Origin of the sequence: Lentzea sp. NPDC051838 (assembly GCF_040681245.1) — a bacterium.
Taxonomy (GTDB): Bacteria; Actinomycetota; Actinomycetes; order Mycobacteriales; family Pseudonocardiaceae; genus Lentzea.
The window spans coordinates 1,039,563-1,059,566 of the sequence record NZ_JBFAYI010000001.1 but is presented as its reverse complement, the minus strand read 5'-3'; the positions used below and the strand labels follow the sequence as shown (position 1 = coordinate 1,059,566).

The following is a 20,004-nucleotide window of genomic DNA, read 5'->3' as shown; positions in this document are numbered from 1 at the left end:
GGAATGGACATCCGGCAGCTGCGCTACTTCCTCGCCGTCGTGGACCACGGCAGCGTGAACAAGGCCGCCGCAGCCCTGTACGTGGCGCAACCGTCGTTGTCCCAGGCGATTCGCGCGCTCGAACGCGACCTCGGCCTCGACCTGTTCCGCCGCGTGGGCCGCAAACTCGTGCTCACCGACGCGGGGGAGGCGTTGATCGCCCCGGCGAGGCAGGTCGTGCGCGTCCTCGCCACCGCGCGGGCGAGCGTCGACGAGGTAGCGGGCCTGCAGAAAGGTCGGGTCGAGATCGCGGCCATGCCCTCGCAGTCCGTCGAGCCGCTCGCGCGCATGATCAAGGCGGTCACCGAGAAGCATCCGGGTCTGTCGATCTCGGTCCGTTCGGCGTTCACCGCGGAGGACGTCGTCGAGGAAGTCCGAAGTGGACGAACAGAGCTCGGCCTGCTGGGCGCCAGCGAGCCACTCGCCGACTCGCGTGTGATGGTGCGCCCGATGGGGAAACAACGGTTCGTGCTGGTCTCCCCAGCCGACGGACCGTTCGCGCCCAATACGACGGTGCACCACGAGGACCTGAACGGGCAGCGGATGATCGTCGGCCAGCACGGCACCGGCATGCGGCGCGTGGTCGACGAGATCCGCGCGGGCGGCGTCGACCTGACCGAGGTCGTCGAGACCGAGCACCGCGAGGCGATCCTGCCGCTCGTGCTGGGCGGTGTCGGCGTGGCGGTGCTCGCCGAGTCGTGGGCGCCGCTCGCCAGGCAGGCGGGTGCGCTCGTGCTGGACCTCGAACCGGCCAGGTATCTGCACCTGGCGCTGGTAGCAGGGTTGGGGGAGCAGACTCCGGCGGCCACCGCGTTCTTGGACGTCGCCGCCGGCCTCGCTCCGTAGGTTCCATATAGCCTCAGCCTCTAACCCTGCGTGAACACCTGTCTTGGACGCTGGCCCGGTCGCGGTGGTGTCATCGGAACCATGGTCACTCACCGCATCGCGCTCATCCCGGGAGACGGCATCGGCCAGGAGGTCACGCCCGCCGCCTGCCGCGTGCTCGACACCGTCGGCACGCGTCACGGCATCACCTTCGCCTACGACGAGTTCGACTGGTCCTGCGCCCGCTACACCGAGCAGGGCGCGATGATGCCGGCCGACGGCCTCGACCAGATCCGGAACCACGACGCGATCCTGCTCGGCGCGGTCGGCAATCCCTCCGTGCCGGACCACGTCTCGTTGTGGGGCCTGCTGATCCCGATCCGGCGGAGCTTCCGCCAGTACGTGAACCTGCGCCCGGTCAAGGTGTTCGAGGGCGTCGAGAGCCCGGTCCGCGGCGCCGGGACGATGGACCTCGTGGTGGTGCGGGAGAACGTCGAGGGCGAGTACAGCGAGGTCGGCGGCAGGTTCGGACGCGGCTTCCCGGAAGAGATGGCCGTGCAGGAATCGGTCTTCACCCGTGCCGGGGTGTCCCGCATCGCCGAGTACGCCTTCCGCCTCGCGGGACAGCGGCGCGGGCACGTCACCTCGGCCACGAAGTCCAACGGCATCGTGCACACCATGCCGTTCTGGGACGAGGTCGTCACCGAAACCGCACTGTCCTTTCCGGACGTCGAGTGGCGCGCCGAGCACATCGACGCCTTGTGCGCCAAGGTGGTCCTCGACCCGGCGCGGTTCGACGTCATCGTCGGCTCCAACCTCTTCGGCGACATCCTCAGCGACCTCACCGCCGCCGTCGCGGGCAGCATCGGCATCGCCCCGTCGGCGAACATCAACCCGGAACACGACTTCCCGTCGATGTTCGAACCCGTGCACGGCTCCGCACCGGACATCGCGGGCCAGGGCATCGCGAACCCGCTCGGCGCCATCTGGACCGCCGCGCTGATGCTCGACCATCTCGGCCACGCGGAGGCCGCCGCCGAGGTCGAACGTGCGATCGCGGACGTGCTGGCGAAGACCCCGATCCGCACGCCGGACCTCGGCGGCACGGCCACGACGGACACGTTCGCGCAGGCAGTGCTCGACCATGTCTGACCGACGCGGGCCGCTGCCTTTCACCTACCGCACGATCGACGCGGACGGCATCGACATCAACTGCGCGACGGCCGGCGACGGGCCACCGGTCCTGCTCCTGCACGGCTACCCGCAGACCCACGTGATCTGGCACCACGTCGCCCCGAAGCTCGCCGAGAACCACACCGTCGTCGTCACCGACCTGCGCGGCTACGGCGACAGCGCCAAACCCCGCCCCACGGCAGGTGATCACGAGTACTCGAAGCGGGCGATGGCCCGCGACCAGCTGCTCGTGATGAACGAACTCGGCTTCGACCGGTTCGCGGTGGCGGGCCACGACCGCGGCGGCAGGGTGGGTCACCGGCTGGCGCTCGACGCACCCGAAGCCGTGAGTGCGTTGGCAGTGCTGGACATCGTGCCGACCAAGCACACGTTCGACCACGCCGACAAGGACTTCGGGCTCGGCTACTACCACTGGTTCTTCCTCGCCGCGGGCAACGGCATCCCGGAACACCTGATCGGCGCCGACCCGCGGTTCTGGATCACGTCCCGCATGCGGGCCCGCCACCACGGCGGCACGGCGTTCGACCCGGCCGCCGTCGAGGAGTACGTCCGCTGCTTCGACGAGGCGTCGATCGCCGCGTCCTGCTCGGACTACCGCGCCGCGGCGAGCATCGACCTGGAGCACGACAGCGTGCCTGCACAGATCGAAGCGCCGGTCCTCGCGCTGTGGGGAGAACACAGCTTCGTCGGCCGCCACTACGACGTGCTCGACGTCTGGCGGGGCTACGCGAAGGACGTGCGCGGTCAGGCGTTCGACTGCGACCACTACCTGCCCGAGGAACGTCCGGACGAGGTAGCGGCCGCGCTGAGCGAGTTCTTCTAGACCACGATCTTCTGGTACTGCTCGCGGTCCATGTCGTGCACCTCGAGCGTGAGCTGCGTCGGCAGCCCCTCGACCGGCTTGAGGTGCTCCCGCACGAGCCCGATGCTCACCCGGCCCACCTCCTGCTTCAGCTCGACCGGCCGTCCGGACAGCAGCCCGACCCGCACGTGGATCATCGCGGCGGGCGAGCCGTCGCCGATCACGGACTCCTCGATCTGCTTGAACCGCGTCTTGAACGCGGCCACGTCCGAGCTGACCAGCGGCGAGAGCGTCTGGTGCAGCGCGAGGGCGAACGCGCGGCGGTCGAACGCCTCGCTCAGCTCGGCGGAGTACTCGACGGTGATCTGTGGCATGAGATCAGTATGCCGACAGCACGAGCACCTCCGTGTCGCGTCGCAGCCGGAACCCGAGGTTCTCGTAGAGCCGGACGGCGTTGGTGTTGGACGCGAGCACGTGCAGGAACGGCGACTCGCCGCGCTGCTGGATGCCGTGCGCGACGGCCAGCAGCAGCCGCGTGCCCAGCCCCTGGCCCTGCGCGTCCGGGTGGGTGCAGACCGCGCTGATCTCGGTCCAGCCGGGCAGGCGCAGCCGTTCCCCGGCCATCGCGACCAGCCGCCCGCCCTGGCGGACACCCAGGTAGGTGCCCATCTCGATGGTGCGAGGCAGGAACGGGCCCGGCTTGGTGAGGTCGGTCAGCTCCAGCATCTCCGGCACGTCCTCGGCGGTCAGCCGGACCGCCTCGGCGTCGGGTGCGGCGGCGATCCCGTCACCCACGTACTGCCGCACCTGCATGCGCGTCTCGACCAGCCAGCCGTCCGGCGGCTCGATCCCGGGACGGTTGAGCGCGGTCCTCGGACTCAGCGCGGCGAGGTCCTTCCAGTCCGCTTCGGACGGGTCGTCCGGCAGTGCCGTGAACGGCGAGACGTCCGGCTGGTAGCGCAGGGCGTTGCCCTGGCGTTCGGCGAGGTGCGCGTGCGGCCCGGTCAACGCCGCGTGGACCGCGTTGTCGAGGCTCACCACAGCGGTGCCAGCAGTCGGCGCGGCTGGTTGAGCCGAGCGGACACCGGATCGGGCGTGGTGTCGCCGGCGACGTACCCCGGCCCCGGCTCGATCCGGATGTCCGCCACGGGAACGACGCCGCCGCACTCGCCGCACCGGTTGTCGCGGTCGAGCAGGCCGCCGTCGGCGTCGTGGCGGAACGTCCGCTTGTCGCCGGCAGGGGAGTAGTGCGTGTCGCCCCACGCCATCATCGCGCGCAGGATCGGCCACAGCTCGAGGCCCTTGGCGGTGAGCTGGTAGTCGCCGTTGTCGTTGTGCTCCAACACTTCTTCGCGTACGAGGAGCTTGAGGCGGTTGGTCAGGACGGCGCGCGGGAGGCCGAGCTGGGTGGCGAAGTCGCCGAACTTGCGGACCCCGAAGAAGGCGTCGCGCACGATCAGCAACGTCCACCGCTCGCCCACGACCTCGAGTGCCCGGGCGAGCGAGCAGTTGCGGTCGGCGTAGGTGCTGGGCAGTGCCATGGATCTCATCGTAGTTCATTCACTGAACTGACGCGTGCTACGGTTCGGCTAGTTCAGTGAATGAACTGTCCACTCGGGAGGTCCGCATGTACCAGTTCGTCGTCTCGTTCACCGTCCGGCCGGAGCACCGCGACGACTTCGTCCGCGTCGCCCGCAAGACCGCCCAGGACTCGCTCGCGAACGAGCCCGGCTCGCTGCGGTTCGAGGTCATCGCGGACGAGGAGAACCCCGATCTCTACTACCTCAACGAGGTCTACCGCGACCTGGACGCCTTCAACGCCCACGCCACCGGTCCGCACTTCGGCGCGTTCTTCGCCGAGGCCACCGCGTACGCCGAGGGGCCGACGTGGCTGATGAAGGGCAACCTCGTGAGCGAGCAGGCATGAGCCGGACTCGCACGGTGACCTGGAGCGATCCGGCGGAGATCGCCGCGGCGGGACGGGAGAGCGAGGGCCTGGAGTTCCTTCGGGCCCTCGTGGCCGGCGAAGTGCCGCCACCGCCCGTGATGGCGCTGATCGGCGCGCGGATCGTGGCCGCGGAGAAGGGATTCGTCGTGTTCGAGCTCGACCCGGCCGAGTTCCACTACAACCCTCTCGGCTCGGTGCACGGCGGCGTCTACGCGACCCTGCTCGACTCGGCGGCGGGCTGCGCGGTCCACTCGGTGCTCCCGGCAGGAACCGGATATGTGAGCCTCGACCTGGCCGTGCGGTTCCTCCGTCCGATGAGGACCGAAACCGGCACCGTCACGTGCACCGGCACGATCACCCACCTCGGCCGGCGCACCGCGCTCGCCGAAGCGAAGCTGCAGGACGGCGACGGCCGCCTGCTGGCCACCGCCACGAGCAACTGCCTGATCCACGGAGGACTCTAGAGTGCCTGGTACGAAACCGATCCTCGTCACCGGAGCCACGGGCAGGCACGGCGGAACCGGTGCCCATCTCGTGGCGCGGCTGACCGAGCAAGGCCGCGACGTGCGCGTGCTCGCCCGTTCCCGCAGCGACCGCACCGCCGCGCTCGAAGCGCTGGGCGCCGAGATCGTCATCGGTGACCTGCAGGACCGGCGCAGCACCGTGCCCGCGCTGGACGGCGTCGGCCTGGCCTACTTCACGTACCCGATCGACGCCGGCGTGGTGTCGGCGGCGGCGAACTTCGCTGCCGCGGTGCGGGAAGCCGGTGTCTCGCCGCGGACCGTCGTGATGTCCATGGGGCCTGCGCACCCGAAGCATCCCAGCGAACGCGGGCGGGACCAGTGGCTCGCCGAGGAGATCCTGCAGTGGGCAGGCCTCGACGTGTTGCTGCTGCGCGTCGCGGCGGCGTTCCACGAGAACATCGAGACGCTGCACGGGAAGTCCATCGAGGACGGAGTGATCCGCAACTGCTTCGGCCGCGGCCCGGTCTCGTGGATCAACGGCAGGGACGCCGCTGAGCTCGCCGTGGCCGCGCTCCTGCACCCCGAGCGGTTCGACTCCTCGATCTGCTACCCGAGCGGGGCGGAGGCGCTGAGCCACGACGAGATCGCGGCCATCCTCACCGAGGAACTGGGCAAGCCGGTCCGCTACGAACCCGTGACACCGGAGGAGTGGCGGCGAGAGCTGGTCGAACTGTCCACAACGGACCAGGTGGTGAACCCGGTCATGGCCGGTCACATCACCGCGGTCGCTCAACGAGTGGCCGAGCACGGGTCGACCATGGCCTCCGACACCGAGGCGCTCCAACGACTCATCGGCCGCCCGCCGCTGACGTTCCGCGAGCACCTTCGTCAACGCATCGGTTGACGGATACGGCGTCAACGGATACGTTGACGAGCGTGGGAGAACCGAACGAGGCGTTCTTCGCGCTGCGGATGATGCCGTGGGCGCGGGAGTCCGTGGAGCAGGCGGAACGAGTCCTGATCGAGGCCGTCATCGACAGCGGCTGGACGTGGGAACAGCTCGGCGCGGAGTACGGCGAACGCTCCAAGCAGGCCATGCAGCAGCACTACAAGCGGCGCGGCGGGCAACGGACCTGGTCCCGCCGGACCGCCGAACCTGTGGACGTGGAGTCCGTGCGGGAGGCGATCACGTTGCTGTTGCTGAACTTCCGCGCCACGGATGAAGCGCTGACCCGCACGATGCGGGATGCGTCCTGGAACGAGAAGGACCCGGACGAGGAGGCTCTGCGGCGCCGGTCGTGGGTGGAGCGGCTCAACGACAGCATGGACTCGTTGCACGACTTCATCAACAACCGCATGGGCAAGGTCCCGCGCTGGGAAGCGCCGGAGGTGCCCGCCGACATCGCGGACGAGGTCGAGGCGGACACCGCTCAAGCCCTGGAACGGCTGCTGCAGCACCGCGAGGAGCTCGACGCCACCATCGCGGAGCTGCGGCGGCACTAGTCCCCGTGCGGGTCGGTGGCGTTGAGGATGGCGACGACCTTGTCGTAGTCGCCGCGAGCCTCCGCGTAGCGCAGGAACTTCACCCGCTCGTCCTGGATCTCGCGCACGTCGGGCTGCGTCTCGATGATGTTCACGATGTCGGCGATGTACTCGGCGAGCGGCCTGGCGTGCTCGTTCTCCGCGTGGCCCGGCAGGAGGTCCGTCTGCACCGACGGCGGCTCCAGCTCCACGATCTTCACGCTGGTGTCGGCGAGCTGCAGGCGCAGCGACTCGCTGAGCATGTGGATCGCGGCCTTCGAGGCGTTGTAGCTCGGCGTCACCTTCAGCGGCGCGAAAGCCAGACCGGACGAGACCGTCATGATCGTGGCGTCCGGCAGCGTCTGGAAGTGCTCGACGAACCCCGCGATCAACCGGATCGGGCCCAGGACGTTGGTGTTGATGATGCCCTCGGCGGACTCCAGGAACGTGGACGGCTGATGCCAGTCCTCGACCCGCATGATGCCCGCCATGGCGATCAGCACGTTGACCGACGGGAAGCGCGCGATCACGTCCTTGGCCGCGGCCTGAACGCTGTCGGCGTCCGCGGTGTCGATTCGGACGGTCTCCAGACCGTCGGCCGCGAGCTTCTCGAGCAGCTCGGTGCGCCGGCCGCCGACGATCACCGTGTTGCCGCGGTCCTTGAGCGCGTGGGCGAGCGCCAGGCCGATGCCGCTGGTGGCGCCGGGGATGAAGATGGTGTTTCCGGTGATGTCCATGCACCGAGCTTCGAGCAGCGCGGTAGGGCGGCGGCAGAGAGCGCTTATCGGGGGATCGGCGATCCCTGGTTAGTCGCCTGATGGCCTCCATACTGGACTTATGGATCGTGCGGAGCTCGCGGCCTTCCTGCGCCGCCGCCGGGAAGAACTGAGGCCGGAAGACGTCGGCCTGCCGGTCGGCGCACGCAGGCGCGCTCACGGACTTCGGCGCGAAGAGGTGGCATCGCTCGCGATGATGTCCACCGACTACTACACCCGCCTCGAACAGCAACGCGGCCCGCAGCCGAGTGAGCAGATGCTGGCCTCGCTGGCCCGCGCACTGCGGCTGACGGGCTCCGAGCGCGACTACCTCTTCTTGGTCGCCGGTCGGAACGCCCCGTCGCCGCAGGTCACCGTCACCCACGTGGCACCCGCGCTGCAACGGGTCCTCGACAGGATCACCGACACGCCCGCGCTCATTTTGAGCAACCTCGGCGAGGTCCTCGTGCAGAACCGGTTCGCCGAGGCGCTGTACGGCGACTCGTCCCAGTTCACCGGTCTGGCTCGGAGCGGGATCTACCGGTGGTTCGTCAATCAGGACGAACGCCTGATCTACCCCGAGCACGACCGCGACCGGCAGAGCCGCGCCCAGGTCGCGAACCTGCGCGCCGCCTACGCCGCGATGGGCCCGAAGTCGCGCGCCGGCGAGCTCGTTCGCGTGCTGCAACGGGAAAGCGCCGAGTTCGCCGAGATCTGGGACCGCCACGAGGTCGCCAAACGCTTCGAGGACCACAAGGTGCTCGTCCACCCGCAGCTCGGCGAGATCGAGGTCGACTGCCAGGCGCTGTTCACCGAGGACCAGTCGCAGGCACTGCTCGTGCTCACGGCGCCGCCGCGCACCGAGGCGTTCGACAAGCTGCAGCTGCTCGGCGTGCTGGGCACGGAGAAGTTCGTGGGTTGAGTTGCAGGTTGCGACCTCGGGTGGCGAGGCGAGTTCGCCGACTGAGCGCCGCACACTGGCCTCCCGCAGGCGGGAGCCTCGTCAGTGGAGGCGCAGCGTCGTTGCCGTCGGGTGCGATCTGCTGGAACTGTTCGCGGTGCCGCCCGGCCGGTGAGCCGTGCCGCCCCGCCGGCAAGCCCGTCAGTTCAGGCGCAGGATCGTCTCCTCGATCTCCTCCTTCCTGGCCGGCGCGTAGCCGACGTCCGTGCCCACCTTCTCGAAGCCCGCCTTGGTCAGCACCCGGATCGAGCCCGCGTTGTCACTCGCCGCGCGGCCGTACAACGGCCGGACGGTGACCTCCTCGAGGATCAACGCCACCGCGCGGCCTGCCACTCCCTGGCCCCACACGGCGCGGTCGATCCAGTACGTGATCTCGGTGTCGCCCTCCATCACGAAGCACGCGACGGTGCCGACGACGCGGCCGTCGCCGACGACCACGCGGTTGGTGACGTCCTCGCGTGCCCGGATCTTGCTCCAGTGGGCGTCGAACGCCTCGCGGTCGTCCGGGTCCTTCGCGGTGAACGCGGCCATCCACACCGACTCCGGATCACGCGAGAACTCGAAGATCGTGTCGAGGTCGCCGTCCTCGATCGGTCGCAGCGTCACATCGCTGATCATCGCGCCAGCCTTTCCGCCAACCACCCCAGTGAGAGCGGGTAACGGTAGTCGATGCCGCCGTGACCTGCGTCGAAAAGCTCGAAGTGCACGCGCTCGTCCGGCACGCCGGCGCGCGCCAGCTCCGCGCGGTAGGCCTCGGCGCCGAGGTCGAGGAAGTACTCGTCGCTGCGGCCCGCGTCGATCCACACCGCGCGCAACGACCGGACTGCCTCGGCATACCTCGGGACCATCCGCACCGGATCCCAGTCGAGCCAGCGCTGCCACACGTCCGGCCGCAGCACACCGGTCACGGGGTCGAACGGCAGCTCCGGCGTGCCGTCCTCCAACGCAGAGAAGCACGCCGCGACACCGAGAGTGCCGATCAGGTCCATGTCCTCCGGCCGGGTGAAGGCGGGGCGCGATTGGAAGTCCGCCCACCACGTCCGGATGTCGTGGTCGTAGGAACGAAGAGCACGCACGGCTTTGCCGAAGTCCGGGACGTAGCAGAGCTCGTAGAACGAGTCGCCCGCGTGCGTCGCCAGCGCGCCGAACAGGTCCGGGCGCAGCATCGGCGTGATCATCGCGCCGAACCCGCCCGACGACTTGCCCGAGATCGCCCGCGAGTCGCGTGAGGGGATCGTGCGGTAGTGCGCGTCGACCCACGGCACGATCTCGTCGCACAGGTACGAGTGGTAGCGGCCGGTACCGGGGGAGTCGACGAACTGCGAGCCGCCGTACGTCGTCCACGCGTCGACGTACACGACGATGCACCCCGGCGCGCCCGCGGCGAACACCGCGTCGGCCGTCTCGACGAACGGCTGGCGGAACGGCGTCCGGTTGGCCCACATGGACAGGTGGCCCGTGTACCCCTGAATGACGTACACGGCCGGATAGCGCTCATCGCCCGACGAGTAGCCCGGCGGCACGTACACCCACAACGGGCGCTCGAACGGATCTCCGAGCACGTTGTCGCGCAACAACGACGACTCGACCGTGTGCTTGTCGAGCCTTCCTGCCAACGAGCCTTCCCAGGGGAGCATGATCCCAGTCAACCACAGTGGACCGGGCGGTCCAGAAAACCTAGACTGAGCAGGTGGCACTGACGGCGAAGGGGCGCGCGACCAGGCAGCGCATCATCGAGGGCGCGGCCGCGTACCTGCGCAGCGACGACCCGGCGGGCGTGACCCTGGACGACATCCGCGCGATCACGGGCACCAGCAAGGGGCAGATCTTCCACTACTTCCCGGACGGCAAAGAGGAGCTGTTCCTCGCCGTCGCGCGCTACGAGGCCGGCCGGGTGCTCGACGACCAGCAGCCGCACCTCGGCGCGCTGACGACCTGGTCGGCCTGGGAGCGCTGGCGTGACGCCGTGATCGCCCGCTACCACGCCCAGGGCCGGAACTGCCCGCTCGGCGCGTTGATGAGCCAGGTCGGCAGCACGCCGGGAGCGGCGGAGGTCGTCACCTCGCTGCTCAACCGCTGGCAGTTCCACGTCAAAGAAGGCATCGAGGAGATGCAGGACACCGGGCTCGTCAGGCCGGACGTGAACGCCGACCGGGTCGCCGCGGCGTTCATCGCCGGCATCCAGGGCGGCGTCCAGGTGCTCAGGTCGACGGGGAGCATCGCGCACCTGGAAGCCTCGCTGGACACCCTCATCGACCATCTCCGCAGCTGAACTTCTGGACTTGCCGGTCCAAAATTGCATGCCTAACTTCGAAGGCATGGCACAACGGCTCAAGGGCAGGACCGCCCTCATCACCGGCTCCACCAGCAACATCGGCAAGGCGATCGCCCTCGCGTTCGCGGCAGAGGGCGCGCACGTCGTCGTCTCCGGGCGCGACGACACTCGCGGCACAGCGGTCGTCGACCAGATCCGCGAACAAGGAGGCCAGGCCGACTTCGCCCGCGCCGACCTCGACGGCACCGCCGCCGCCAGCCACGCACTCGCGGAAGAGGCGACGAAACTGGTGGGCCGCATCGACATCCTCGTGAACAACGCCGGCATCTACCCGCCGTCGACCACCGCGACGACAGAAGAAGACACCTTCGACCGCGTCTACGGCGTCAACGTGAAGGCCCCGTTCTTCCTCACCCAGGCAGTCGTCCCGCAGATGATCGGCAAAGGTGGCGTGATCATCAACCTCGGCTCGTGGATCGCGCGGCTCGGCATCGGGGTCAGCTCCCTGTACAGCTCCACCAAGGGCGCGATGGAGACGCTGACCCGCGCGTGGGCGGCGGAGTTCGGACCGCAGGGCATCAGGGTCAACGCGATCTCGCCCGGCGTCATCGTCTCGCCCGATCACGTGGGCGACCACCCCGGCGAGGTGATGATGCAGGGCACCCCGGCGGGCAGGTCAGGGCATCCAGACGCCATCGCCAACGCCGCTGTGTACCTGGCGAGCGACGACGCGGAGTTCGTGCACGGCACCGTGATCGACGTCGACGGCGGCCGCACCGGAGTGGCCGTGATCGCGGTGTGACCTGGCTCACTTCCCGGTCCGATTTCTGTGACCTGAGGTGAGACTGCCCGGTCTCCCATGGCGTACGGAAATCGTCTGCGACAGTGAGGGTGTTGGACGTGACGGAGTGGCTGGGCCAGTTAGACGCGGAGCAGGTGATCGCCGCGCGCGCCGGTGATCGTGCGGCGCTCGACGCGGTCGTCGCGGCCTCTCTACCCCTGGTCTACAACATCGCCGGGAGAGCCCTGTCCGACGAGGCCGACGTCGACGACGTCGTGCAGGACACGATGTTTCGCGTCATCCGGGGCATCGACTCGCTGCGGGAGCCGGAGCGGTTCCGGTCGTGGCTGGTCGCGGTGACGATCAACCAGATCCGCGAGCACTACCGCCGCCGGGACCTCGCTCCCGCGCCGCTGGAGGAGTACGACCGCGCGGATCCGGGCGCCGAGTTCGTCGAGGTCGCGTTGTCCCGCCTGCACTTCGCCCAGCAGCGCAGGGAGGTCGACGAGGCCGCGCGCTGGCTCGACCCGGCGGACCGCGAGCTGCTGGCGTTGTGGACGCTCGAACGCGTCGGCCAGCTGACCCGCGCCGAGGTGACCGACGCGCTCGACCTCGGCGCGCACGCTGTCACCGTGCGACTCAGCAGGTTGAAGGGCCGCCTGGAGACGGTCCGGCACCTGGTCAGGGCGTTGTCGGCCGAGCCGCGGTGCCCGGCGCTCGCGCAGGCGGCACAGGGCTGGTCCGGCCAGCCCAGTCCGTTGTGGCGCAAGCGGCTTCTGCGGCACGTCGACGAGTGCGGCAGGTGCCGGCGCGGGGTGGACGACGCGATGCCGGTCGAGCGCATCCTGACCGGCGCCGCGCTGCTCACGGTGCCCGCCGCCTACCTTCCGCGACTGCTGGAGAACCTCCACGACCCGGCCCTCGTCGCCCATGCCACCGATCTCGGCGACACCGGGCCACACACGACCGACTTCGGCGACTTCGGACCCGATGTGGAGCACGCCGCCCACCTCGCCGACGCCTCCGGCCCGTTCGCGCGGATCGCCGGATTCGCCTCGGGCAAGCCGGTTCTCGCGGTCGCGGGCGCGGCGGCCGTGTGTGCGCTGGTCGGTGTCGTGGGCACGATGGTGCTGTTCCCGCACGATCCGCCCGCGGCCGTGGCGATCCCGAACACGCCTCCTCCCACCGCGGTCACCACGTCGGTCGCGGACACCTCGACGTCTTCTTCCAGCGCGCCGACCACGACCACGACGACCACCACCACTACGACGACCACGACAACCACCCCGAGCCCGGAGCCCGTTCGCGTGGCCACACCTGAAGAACGCGTCCTCGCGCTGATCAACGAGACCAGGGCCGCGAACGGCCTGCCCGCGCTGAAGGTCGACCCGACGCTGGTCACCGCGGCCGAGCGGCACACCAGGGCGATGATGAGCAACGGCTGCGGGCTGTCGCACCAGTGCGCGGGGGAGAGCGGGCTGGGGGAGCGCGCCTCGGACGCGGGCGTGAAGTGGAGCTCCGTCGGCGAGAACGTCGGCATGGGCGGTCCGGTGAAGGACGCCGTCGACCCGATCTCCAAGATGGCGCTCAACCTGACCCAGGGCATGATCGACGAGAAGCCGCCGAACGACGGTCACCGCAAGAACATCCTCAGCAAATCCTTCACCCGCGTCGGCATCGTCGTGATCCGGGACGCCAAGGGAACTGTGTGGATGACGCACGACTTCGCGGGTTGACCGACTCTGGTCTAGAAAAGTTCATCCTGTAGTCGTACGCCCGGACGCGACCTCAGTCGGACGCGTGACGATCTGTCCGGAAAGCACTGTCTCTTCCGTGCAGACGCTGACCTACCGCGAGCCCGCCACCGGAACGTCCGAACTGCTGCGCTGGACGGGTTTCGGTGGCGCGGCGCTGCTCACGGCGGGGGCGTGGGCGACGAGAGCGGTGCCGTTGGCGCTCGCGGCGGCCATCGCGGGCGCCGGACTCGTGGTCCTGTCGTGGGGTCTGCTCGGTCGCGTCAGCCCGGACGCGCAGTGGTTGCGGCGGACGCTGGCCTGGTGGTGCGCGCCGCTGGTGCTCGCACCACCGTTGTTCAGCGCGGACGTGTTCAGCTACCTCGCCCAGGGGGAGGTAGCGGCACGCGGGCTCGATCCCAACGTCGTGAGCCCGGCGGTCGGTGCGAGCGCGGAGGCCGTGGCGCGGGTCGGCGTGTACTGGCGGGAGACGCCGTCGCCGTACGGGCCGCTGTTCACGACGGTCGAACGGACGATCGCCCAGGTCACCGGCGGGGATCCGGTCGTGGGGATCGTGCTGTACCGGCTGGTCGCGGTGCTCGGCCTGCTGCTCGTGGTGTGGGCCGTGCCTCGGCTGGCCGCGCTCGCCGGGACGTCCGGCCGGAAGGCGTTGTGGCTGGGCGTGCTGAACCCGTTGGTGCTGTGGCACCTCATCGGCGGCGTGCACAACGACGCGTTGATGCTCGGCCTCATGCTGTCCGGCACCGTCGTCGCGTTGCACGCATTGCCGGAGTTGCGGTGGTGGCAGTTCACGGCCGGTGTGGTGCTCATCGGACTCGGTGCGCAGGTCAAACTGCCCGCGCTGGTGGCGCTCGCGGTGGTCGGGACCGCGTTGGCCCGGCGGCTGGGCGGCGGTTGGCTCCGGTTCGTCGTCGCGGGCTCGGGCATGGTCGTGGCCACCGTCGTCGTGTCGGTGGTGACGTCGGCCAGCGGGTCCGGTTTCGGCTGGGTGCAGGCGCTCGGCACGCCGTCCAAGGTCAACTCGTGGATGGCGCCGACGAACTGGCCGGGCTATCTGGCGGGTGCGGTGTTCGGCCCGGAAAGCGGGCAGGCGATGATTTCCTCGGCACGAATCGCGGGGCTCGTGCTGATCCTGTGCGGGATCGCGGTGGTGCTGCGGCGCCAGCTGCGGGGCGGGATCTCCGAGGTGACGGGGCTGGGGTTGATGATGAGCGTGATCGTGGTGCTGGGGCCGGTGATCCAGCCCTGGTATCTGCTGTGGGCGGTGCTGCCGCTGGCCGCCTGCCTGCCGGAGGGTGCCTGGCGCACCCGCGTGGCGTGGGTCGCCGGGGTGTTCGCGCTGCTGGTGCCGCCGCTCGCGGGCAACTTCGCGGGCCGCGTGCCCGAACTGATCACGGCTTACGTTCTCGGCATCGCTGCTGTTGGTGGCGCCTTCTTCTTGCTGCGCCGGGTGCCCGTTGCTGTCCAGAACTGAGCTCGTCCGCTACGGCGCGGCCGCTCTGGCCGGTGGCGCGCTGGCGTTGAGCTTCCCGCCCCGCACGCTCTGGTGGCTCGCGGTTCCGGCGTTCCTGGTGCTGTGGCTGACGATGCGCGATGTGCGTGCACGCCGGGCCGCGGGTCTGGGTTTCGTGTTCGGGATGGCGTTCTTCCTGCCGCACCTGCTGTGGATCGAGCACTTCCTGGGCAACGACTTCGGCCCGTGGCCGTGGCTCGTCCTCTCCGCGATCATGGCGTTGTTCGTCTGCGGCGCCTGCGCGTTGATGCCTCTGGTGTCGCGGCTGCCCGCTGCTCCGGTGTGGGCGGCGATGCTGTTCGTGCTGCAGGAGACCGCGCGCGGCCTGATCCCGTTCAACGGCTTCCCGTGGGGCCGCGTCGCGTTCGGCCAGCCCGACGGTCCGTTCGGGCAGCTCGCGGTGGTCGGCGGCGCCCCGCTGGTGAGCTTCGCCGTGGTGTTCACCGGCTTCGGCCTGGCCCACTGGCTCCCGCGCGTGAAGGCCGCCTGGGCGGTGCTGCCGTTCGCCGCCGCGCTCGCCGTCGGCCCGCTGATCAGCCTCGAAGCCCAGAACGGCCAGCGCACCATCGCGGTCGTCCAGGGCAACGCGCCGAACATCGGCCTGGGCCTGCTCGACGCCGCGGACACGTTGCGCGCCAACCACCTGCGCAAAACCGCCGAGCTGAAGGCGTTGATCGACGGCGGCTCCGTGCCCAAGCCCGACCTGGTGGTGTGGCCGGAAAGCGCGACCCGCACTCAGGACCACGACCCCGTGATCGATCGCGCGGTCGACTCGCTGGGCGTGCCGGTGCTGGTCAGCGCCCTGCGCAACGGCGAGAACGCCGTCATCGCCTGGCAGCCCGGCACCGGCCCAGGCCAGTCGTACGCGAAGCAGGAGCTCGTCCCGTTCGCCGAGCACATCCCGCTGCGCCCGCTGGCCCGCCTGTTCACCCCGTTCGCGGACACCCCGGACATGAACGCCGGCACCGAACCGGGCGACATCGACATCGCCGGGACCCGCGTCGGCCTCGGCATCTGCTACGAGGTCGCCTACGACTACGTGCTGCGCGAGAGCACCGCCGCGGGCGCCCAGGTCCTGGTCGTGCCGACGAACAACGCCTGGTACGGCCGCGGCGAGATGACCTACCAGCAGCTCGCCATGGCCCGCCTGCGCGCCATCGAACACGGCCGCGCGGTCGTCGTCGCGGCGATCAGCGGCGTGAGTGCCGTGGTCCGCCCGGACGGCAGCGTCGTGCAGTCCACCGGCATGTACACCGACGCGCTGATGACGGACTCCGTGCCGTTGCGGACGGACATCACGTTCGCGACGAGGTTCGGCGGCGCGATCCACGTGCTGCTCACCGCGGGCGCGTTCGGTGCGTGCCTGTGCGCGATCTGGCTGCGACGGCGAGCACGACCGGAACCGGAGTCCCTCCCTCGCTGAACCGCTCCGGCGCGAGACCGGCGCTGATCACCGCGTTCAGCAGATCGGGCAACGGCCAGTGCGAGGCGCCGACCTTGTCCCGCAGCCCCTGGTCGGTCCACGACTCCTTCGTCCAGTACCCGTCGAGGTAGCCGGGCCTGATCACGACGGCGGCGGGGTCCGTGCGGTCGGCGAACCCGCCGCAGAAACACGGATGCACCCCGACGTGCACGAACACGCCGCCAGGTTCCAGCACTCTGGCCACCTCGTGCAGCACGGCCGGGTAGCCGGGCATGTCGGTGTGGACCATCACCGACACGACCGCCGGGACACTGTTGTCCCGCAGGGGAAGCCGCCCCGCATCCGCCCGCGCGACCGGCAACCGGCCGCGGGCGTGCCGCAGCATCCCGGCGGACAGATCGACACCGACGGGGGTCCACCCCAGCTCCCGCACCAGCGCGGCGTGCACCCCGGTCCCGCAGCCGATCTCCAGGCACACGCCGCTGCCCTCGCCGAGCAGTTCCCGCAGCGCGAGGTCGATCCCGAGCGGATCGTCCCGCTGCGTTGCCAGGAACCGCTCCTCGTACCAGTCCGCGATCTCGTCGTAAGCCGCCATCCCGCCAGTGCACAGCCGTGGCAGCCGGGGCCGCCACGGATTCCGCGCCGGGCGAACCTCAGTTCCCGAGCAACGCCGACCCCAGCACCGTCCGCTGGTGCAGCACCGACAACCCCTGCCTCTCGGTCGTCAGCAACCCCGCCTCCCGCAGCACGGTCGTGTGCCGGCTGACTGCGGAAGCTGACGCACCAAGCCGTTCCGCCAGTTCGGTAGTAGTGGCCCCGGTCCCCACAGCGGCCAGCACGGCCGACCGCGTAGTTCCCAGCAACGCGGCCAAAGCACCGGCCTGCCGCCGTCCGGAAGCCAGCTGCCGTTGCCACGTCCAGTCGTGGTGCACCGGATAGACGACGGTCGGCGGCAACCCCGGATCCGCGAACGCCACGGGCGTGTGGCGGCAGAAGTACGACGGCACCAGCCGCAGCCCGCGCCCGTTGAGGTGCAGGTCCCTGTTGTACGCGTACTGCACCTCGAGCACCGGCGGCCGCCAGTTCATCAACGGCCACATCCCGTGCAGCAGCCCGTCGACCGAACCCGACCCGGTCCGATGCAGACGGTCCGTCTCGACCGCTTCGTCGATCAGCTCGCTGTACGGCTCGATGGCAGCGGCGTGGTAGCCCGCCAGCGCCTCGGTCAGCTCACCCAGAGCGCCACGACAGCCCTCCGCCAGCGGACGAGTCCACGACGGAACGGAGCTGACCCCGGCGAGCTGCTTCAGCTCGTCGCGCAGCCGGGCACGCGGCGTCGCCCTGATCGCGTCGAGGGCGGCACCCAGCCCGTCCGCGCCTTCCGGCGGCGTCAGGAAGTCCGGGAAGTACGGGCCGAGCGGTGAGAGCACCGCGAGCAGCCGCACACCCGAGCGGATCACCTGTCTGTCGCCGTGGCGCCGGACGTCACGCAGCCAGGGTTCGAGCAGAACCCCGCTGTCCCCTTCGGTCAGCCGCAGCCGGCTGAACACCATCTCCCAGAGCGGATCGACCCTTTCTGCTATCTGCGTACGCTCCAGATCGCCAGCGGAAAAATGGATGCGCAACACAGCAACCTCCCCAGGCCCAGGTCACCGTGGAGAACATTACCCGCCGTGTCACTCCGCCGAATTCCGCAACGAAAACTGGTCGCGCGGAGAGTTCCCGCGCGACCAGTTCCGTGTTATGCGAGGATCAGCCGCAGCGGCCGTTCGTCCACTGGTGCGACCTCACCTGGTAGGTGCCAGCCAGGTCGCCCTTCTGCCCCTGACGGGTGCAGCCGATGCGGTTGTTGTAGCCGGTGTTGCGGTAGAACACGACGCCCGTCAACGAGGAGGACGTGCCGCGGTTGTAGACGGACTTGACCTCCGAGGTCGTCGCCCACGAGCACTTGACGTTGCCCGCGGTCCAGTCCGGGTCCGCCACGTCCCACATGCAGCGGCCGCCGGTGCCGCCGAAGCCGTTCCAGAAGCAGACGTTGCCGGTGTTGCAGTCCCAGGCGGCCAGGGCCTGACCGGTCTCGGTGTCGTAGGCCGCGCCCACCGCGGCGGTCTGCGCGACCGGAGCCGCCGCCTGCGCACTCGGAGCCGCGACGCCGACGACCATCAGCAAAGCGACGGGAACCAACGCGAGAAAAACACGCCGAACGAACTTCAAGGAGGCCTCCCACCCCAGGCAATGAATTCAGCCGCCGTAACCCTAAGCAGGAGGAATAGTCGAGGAAAAGCTTTTGCTTCGTGGTGCAAAAGCTCATTTCAGGATCGTCGCGTGTACCTGTGTTTCACGCCGACCGGGAAGTAGTCCGGGTCGCCCGCGTCACGCAGCACGACGTCGGGCAGCTGTCGTTCGGCGGGGACGTAGTGCGCGTACTCGCTGTTGAGCCGGATCAGCTGGTCGCGGATCGACACCGCGATGGCGTGCGCGTCGGCCGTTCGTCCTGGCGCGGTCTCGACGGTGATCCGCAGCGTGCGGTCGCGGTCGGCGTCCTCGACCGACTCGATCACGAACTTCCCGGTCACCGTCTCGCTGATCCCCGGCTGCTCCAACCCGACCGTCACGTTCTCCGGATACACGTTGGCGCCGAAGAACGACACGGTGAACAGCGACCGCCCGAACAGGTAGACGAACGGCAGCGCCGGTCCGGGCGGGGGAGTGAATCCGTGCTGAGCGCAGAACGCCAGCAGCTCCTCGTGCCCGAAAATCCCGCCCTCGTCGGCGATCCTGTAGCGGATCAGCGGAATCCCGCCGTCCGCCGTGAACACCAGCGTCCCGTCGTGCACCTCGAAGAACCGGCTCGCCGGGTCGTACTGCACGAGCGTCGGCAGCCGCGAGTCGCCGAACACCTCGCGGGCGAGATCAGGCCTGAGCGCGAAGAACCGGCGAATGCCCACGGACAGTGCGGTCTCGTTGCCCAGCACGCCGGAATCCGCTGTGCCGTAGAGAGAAGCGACGTCCCTGAGTGGATCCGCGATGGCCGCCCGTTGCGACACCAGATCACGCCACTGCTCGCTGAACACCTCGCCCGCCAGCACGAGCTTGATCGAGTACGCGGGCCAGTCGACACCGGGCGTGTCGATGACGTCCTTGAGGAACGGGGGATAGCCCAGCAGCACGACCTGCTCGAAGTGCGGCGCGAGCTCCGGCAGCACCCGCAGGATCTCGGCCTTGTTGTTGCCCGGCGCCACCACGGTGATCGGGCATCCCTTGGCCGCCAGATGCCGCACGCACGCCTGCGTGAACAGCCCGCCGACCCAGGTGCCGAGCGGAAAGCACACCACGGCCAGCGTGGTGCGCTGATCCGCGGCGAACCCGTCGACCATCACCTGCTCGAACCGCCGCGCCACGTGCAGCTCGTCCTCGAGGGTCCGCGGCCAGATCGTCGGCCGCCCGCTCGACCCGGACGACACCGCGATCATGTCGCAGCCCGCCAGCGACCCGTCCCGGCACAGCTCCGGCAACGGATACCGCTCGTGGTAGCTCGGCTTGTCCAGCAGCGGCAGCCGTTGGAAGTCCTCGAACGTCGTGATCGTCCCGGCTTCGATCCCGTTCTCCCGCAACAGCTTCTGGTACGCGGGCACGGTCGCGGCGGTGTGCTGGAACAGGTCGAGGACCCAGCTCTCCGACCGCTCGGGGGTCGCTGCGAAGAAGTCGTCGAAGGCCTGGCGCACGCGGGTCTGCCGACTGCTGTCCAT

23 protein-coding genes are annotated in these 20,004 nt (G+C 69.6%); 13 read left to right on the top strand and 10 right to left on the bottom strand.

Translation table 11 applies throughout. The features are described from left to right. The first annotated feature begins 3 nt into the window (after window positions 1–3). The 3 genes from AB0M24_RS04865 (at window position 4) to AB0M24_RS04855 (ending at window position 2,881) form a co-directional block, all read left to right on the top strand. Entirely contained in the window at window positions 4–885 is an 882-nt protein-coding gene (locus tag AB0M24_RS04865) for a LysR family transcriptional regulator (protein ID WP_363761123.1), read from the top strand. Window positions 886–966: 81 nt separating this feature from the next. Then, a complete protein-coding gene (locus AB0M24_RS04860; RefSeq protein WP_363761121.1) occupies window positions 967–2,016 on the top strand; it encodes a tartrate dehydrogenase in 1,050 nt (349 codons plus the stop codon). Further along, the gene (locus AB0M24_RS04855; protein ID WP_363761119.1) at window positions 2,009–2,881 is read left to right on the top strand and encodes an alpha/beta hydrolase; all 873 of its coding nucleotides are present in this window, start codon (window positions 2,009–2,011) and stop codon (window positions 2,879–2,881) included. The genes AB0M24_RS04860 and AB0M24_RS04855 overlap by 8 nt, the downstream gene beginning before the upstream one ends. Here AB0M24_RS04855 and AB0M24_RS04850 read toward each other — a convergent pair. The 3 genes from AB0M24_RS04850 to AB0M24_RS04840 are packed head-to-tail and all read right to left on the bottom strand — an operon-like array spanning window position 2,878 to window position 4,401. After that, on the bottom strand, window positions 2,878–3,234 hold the full coding sequence (locus AB0M24_RS04850) for a hypothetical protein (protein WP_363761117.1): 357 nt from the start codon (window positions 3,232–3,234) through the stop codon (window positions 2,878–2,880). The two genes, AB0M24_RS04855 and AB0M24_RS04850, sit on opposite strands and share 4 nt — an antisense overlap. Before the next feature lie 4 nt (window positions 3,235–3,238). Next, window positions 3,239–3,898, bottom strand: coding sequence for a GNAT family N-acetyltransferase (locus tag AB0M24_RS04845; RefSeq protein ID WP_363761115.1), 660 nt, complete (start codon window positions 3,896–3,898; stop codon window positions 3,239–3,241). Then, complete coding sequence (locus AB0M24_RS04840) at window positions 3,895–4,401, bottom strand: helix-turn-helix domain-containing protein (RefSeq protein WP_363761113.1); 507 nt, start codon at window positions 4,399–4,401, stop codon at window positions 3,895–3,897. Before AB0M24_RS04840 ends, AB0M24_RS04845 begins: the two co-directional genes overlap by 4 nt. Window positions 4,402–4,487: 86 nt before the next feature. Here AB0M24_RS04840 and AB0M24_RS04835 point away from each other — a divergent pair, with 86 nt between their 5' ends. From AB0M24_RS04835 to AB0M24_RS04820, 4 genes are read left to right on the top strand one after another with little or no spacing between them, the layout of a single operon-like run. Further along, window positions 4,488–4,787: a putative quinol monooxygenase gene (locus AB0M24_RS04835; RefSeq protein ID WP_363761111.1), complete on the top strand. Its 300-nt coding sequence runs from the start codon at window positions 4,488–4,490 to the stop codon at window positions 4,785–4,787. Continuing rightward, the gene (locus AB0M24_RS04830; RefSeq protein WP_363761109.1) at window positions 4,784–5,272 is read left to right on the top strand and encodes a PaaI family thioesterase; all 489 of its coding nucleotides are present in this window, start codon (window positions 4,784–4,786) and stop codon (window positions 5,270–5,272) included. The genes AB0M24_RS04835 and AB0M24_RS04830 overlap by 4 nt, the downstream gene beginning before the upstream one ends. A 1-nt stretch (window position 5,273) precedes the next feature. Beyond that, window positions 5,274–6,176, top strand: a complete 903-nt coding sequence (locus AB0M24_RS04825) for an NmrA family NAD(P)-binding protein (protein ID WP_363761107.1) — start codon at window positions 5,274–5,276, stop codon at window positions 6,174–6,176. A gap of 32 nt (window positions 6,177–6,208) precedes the next feature. Beyond that, on the top strand, window positions 6,209–6,775 hold the full coding sequence (locus tag AB0M24_RS04820; protein ID WP_363761105.1) for a hypothetical protein: 567 nt from the start codon (window positions 6,209–6,211) through the stop codon (window positions 6,773–6,775). Here AB0M24_RS04820 and AB0M24_RS04815 read toward each other — a convergent pair. Beyond that, window positions 6,772–7,530 (bottom strand): SDR family NAD(P)-dependent oxidoreductase, encoded by a 759-nt coding sequence (locus AB0M24_RS04815; protein WP_363761103.1) that lies wholly within the window; start codon window positions 7,528–7,530, stop codon window positions 6,772–6,774. The two genes, AB0M24_RS04820 and AB0M24_RS04815, sit on opposite strands and share 4 nt — an antisense overlap. Before the next feature lie 100 nt (window positions 7,531–7,630). Here AB0M24_RS04815 and AB0M24_RS04810 point away from each other — a divergent pair, with 100 nt between their 5' ends. Next, window positions 7,631–8,470: a helix-turn-helix transcriptional regulator gene (locus AB0M24_RS04810; protein WP_363761101.1), complete on the top strand. Its 840-nt coding sequence runs from the start codon at window positions 7,631–7,633 to the stop codon at window positions 8,468–8,470. A 180-nt stretch (window positions 8,471–8,650) separates the two neighbouring features. On the opposite strand, the gene AB0M24_RS04805 is transcribed toward AB0M24_RS04810, so the two are convergent. Both AB0M24_RS04805 and AB0M24_RS04800 read right to left on the bottom strand, forming a co-directional pair. Then, complete coding sequence (locus tag AB0M24_RS04805) at window positions 8,651–9,127, bottom strand: GNAT family N-acetyltransferase (RefSeq protein ID WP_363761099.1); 477 nt, start codon at window positions 9,125–9,127, stop codon at window positions 8,651–8,653. After that, on the bottom strand, window positions 9,124–10,146 hold the full coding sequence (locus AB0M24_RS04800; RefSeq protein WP_363761097.1) for an alpha/beta hydrolase-fold protein: 1,023 nt from the start codon (window positions 10,144–10,146) through the stop codon (window positions 9,124–9,126). The genes AB0M24_RS04805 and AB0M24_RS04800 overlap by 4 nt, the downstream gene beginning before the upstream one ends. A gap of 53 nt (window positions 10,147–10,199) precedes the next feature. Between AB0M24_RS04800 and AB0M24_RS04795 the strand changes: the two genes are divergently transcribed. The 5 genes from AB0M24_RS04795 to lnt all read left to right on the top strand — a co-directional run bounded on the left by AB0M24_RS04795 (window position 10,200) and on the right by lnt (window position 16,255). Continuing rightward, entirely contained in the window at window positions 10,200–10,781 is a 582-nt protein-coding gene (locus tag AB0M24_RS04795) for a TetR/AcrR family transcriptional regulator (RefSeq protein WP_363761095.1), read from the top strand. A 46-nt stretch (window positions 10,782–10,827) separates the two neighbouring features. Further along, complete coding sequence (locus tag AB0M24_RS04790) at window positions 10,828–11,586, top strand: SDR family oxidoreductase (RefSeq protein WP_363761093.1); 759 nt, start codon at window positions 10,828–10,830, stop codon at window positions 11,584–11,586. Between the two features lie 98 nt (window positions 11,587–11,684). Beyond that, on the top strand, window positions 11,685–13,301 hold the full coding sequence (locus tag AB0M24_RS04785; RefSeq protein WP_363761091.1) for a sigma-70 family RNA polymerase sigma factor: 1,617 nt from the start codon (window positions 11,685–11,687) through the stop codon (window positions 13,299–13,301). A 97-nt stretch (window positions 13,302–13,398) separates the two neighbouring features. Then, window positions 13,399–14,793, top strand: a complete 1,395-nt coding sequence (gene mptB / locus AB0M24_RS04780) for a polyprenol phosphomannose-dependent alpha 1,6 mannosyltransferase MptB (RefSeq protein ID WP_363761089.1) — start codon at window positions 13,399–13,401, stop codon at window positions 14,791–14,793. Continuing rightward, window positions 14,777–16,255 carry an apolipoprotein N-acyltransferase gene (gene lnt / locus AB0M24_RS04775; protein ID WP_363761087.1) on the top strand — a complete coding sequence of 493 codons (1,479 nt, stop codon included), beginning with the start codon at window positions 14,777–14,779 and terminating at the stop codon, window positions 16,253–16,255. Before mptB ends, lnt begins: the two co-directional genes overlap by 17 nt. On the opposite strand, the gene AB0M24_RS04770 is transcribed toward lnt, so the two are convergent. The 4 genes from AB0M24_RS04770 to AB0M24_RS04755 form a co-directional block, all read right to left on the bottom strand. Further along, window positions 16,170–16,850, bottom strand: coding sequence for a class I SAM-dependent methyltransferase (locus AB0M24_RS04770; protein WP_363761085.1), 681 nt, complete (start codon window positions 16,848–16,850; stop codon window positions 16,170–16,172). The two genes, lnt and AB0M24_RS04770, sit on opposite strands and share 86 nt — an antisense overlap. Window positions 16,851–16,908: 58 nt before the next feature. Beyond that, the gene (locus AB0M24_RS04765) at window positions 16,909–17,808 is read right to left on the bottom strand and encodes a helix-turn-helix domain-containing protein (RefSeq protein ID WP_363761083.1); all 900 of its coding nucleotides are present in this window, start codon (window positions 17,806–17,808) and stop codon (window positions 16,909–16,911) included. Between the two features lie 199 nt (window positions 17,809–18,007). Continuing rightward, the gene (locus AB0M24_RS04760) at window positions 18,008–18,469 is read right to left on the bottom strand and encodes a peptidase inhibitor family I36 protein (RefSeq protein ID WP_363761081.1); all 462 of its coding nucleotides are present in this window, start codon (window positions 18,467–18,469) and stop codon (window positions 18,008–18,010) included. A gap of 98 nt (window positions 18,470–18,567) precedes the next feature. Next, on the bottom strand, window positions 18,568–20,004 hold the full coding sequence (locus AB0M24_RS04755; RefSeq protein ID WP_363761079.1) for a phenylacetate--CoA ligase family protein: 1,437 nt from the start codon (window positions 20,002–20,004) through the stop codon (window positions 18,568–18,570).

Coding starts and splice junctions, on each gene's coding strand:
- AB0M24_RS04805 (WP_363761099.1), bottom strand. CDS start 9,127: ATGATCAGCGATGTGACGCTGCGACCGATCGAGGACGGCGACCTCGAC.
- AB0M24_RS04850 (WP_363761117.1), bottom strand. CDS start 3,234: ATGCCACAGATCACCGTCGAGTACTCCGCCGAGCTGAGCGAGGCGTTC.
- AB0M24_RS04840 (WP_363761113.1), bottom strand. CDS start 4,401: ATGGCACTGCCCAGCACCTACGCCGACCGCAACTGCTCGCTCGCCCGG.
- AB0M24_RS04815 (WP_363761103.1), bottom strand. CDS start 7,530: ATGGACATCACCGGAAACACCATCTTCATCCCCGGCGCCACCAGCGGC.
- AB0M24_RS04835 (WP_363761111.1), top strand. CDS start 4,488: ATGTACCAGTTCGTCGTCTCGTTCACCGTCCGGCCGGAGCACCGCGAC.
- AB0M24_RS04860 (WP_363761121.1), top strand. CDS start 967: ATGGTCACTCACCGCATCGCGCTCATCCCGGGAGACGGCATCGGCCAG.
- AB0M24_RS04790 (WP_363761093.1), top strand. CDS start 10,828: ATGGCACAACGGCTCAAGGGCAGGACCGCCCTCATCACCGGCTCCACC.
- AB0M24_RS04755 (WP_363761079.1), bottom strand. CDS start 20,004: ATGGACAGCAGTCGGCAGACCCGCGTGCGCCAGGCCTTCGACGACTTC.
- AB0M24_RS04865 (WP_363761123.1), top strand. CDS start 4: ATGGACATCCGGCAGCTGCGCTACTTCCTCGCCGTCGTGGACCACGGC.
- AB0M24_RS04770 (WP_363761085.1), bottom strand. CDS start 16,850: ATGGCGGCTTACGACGAGATCGCGGACTGGTACGAGGAGCGGTTCCTG.
- AB0M24_RS04800 (WP_363761097.1), bottom strand. CDS start 10,146: ATGCTCCCCTGGGAAGGCTCGTTGGCAGGAAGGCTCGACAAGCACACG.
- AB0M24_RS04765 (WP_363761083.1), bottom strand. CDS start 17,808: ATGGTGTTCAGCCGGCTGCGGCTGACCGAAGGGGACAGCGGGGTTCTG.
- AB0M24_RS04855 (WP_363761119.1), top strand. CDS start 2,009: ATGTCTGACCGACGCGGGCCGCTGCCTTTCACCTACCGCACGATCGAC.
- AB0M24_RS04830 (WP_363761109.1), top strand. CDS start 4,784: ATGAGCCGGACTCGCACGGTGACCTGGAGCGATCCGGCGGAGATCGCC.
- AB0M24_RS04810 (WP_363761101.1), top strand. CDS start 7,631: ATGGATCGTGCGGAGCTCGCGGCCTTCCTGCGCCGCCGCCGGGAAGAA.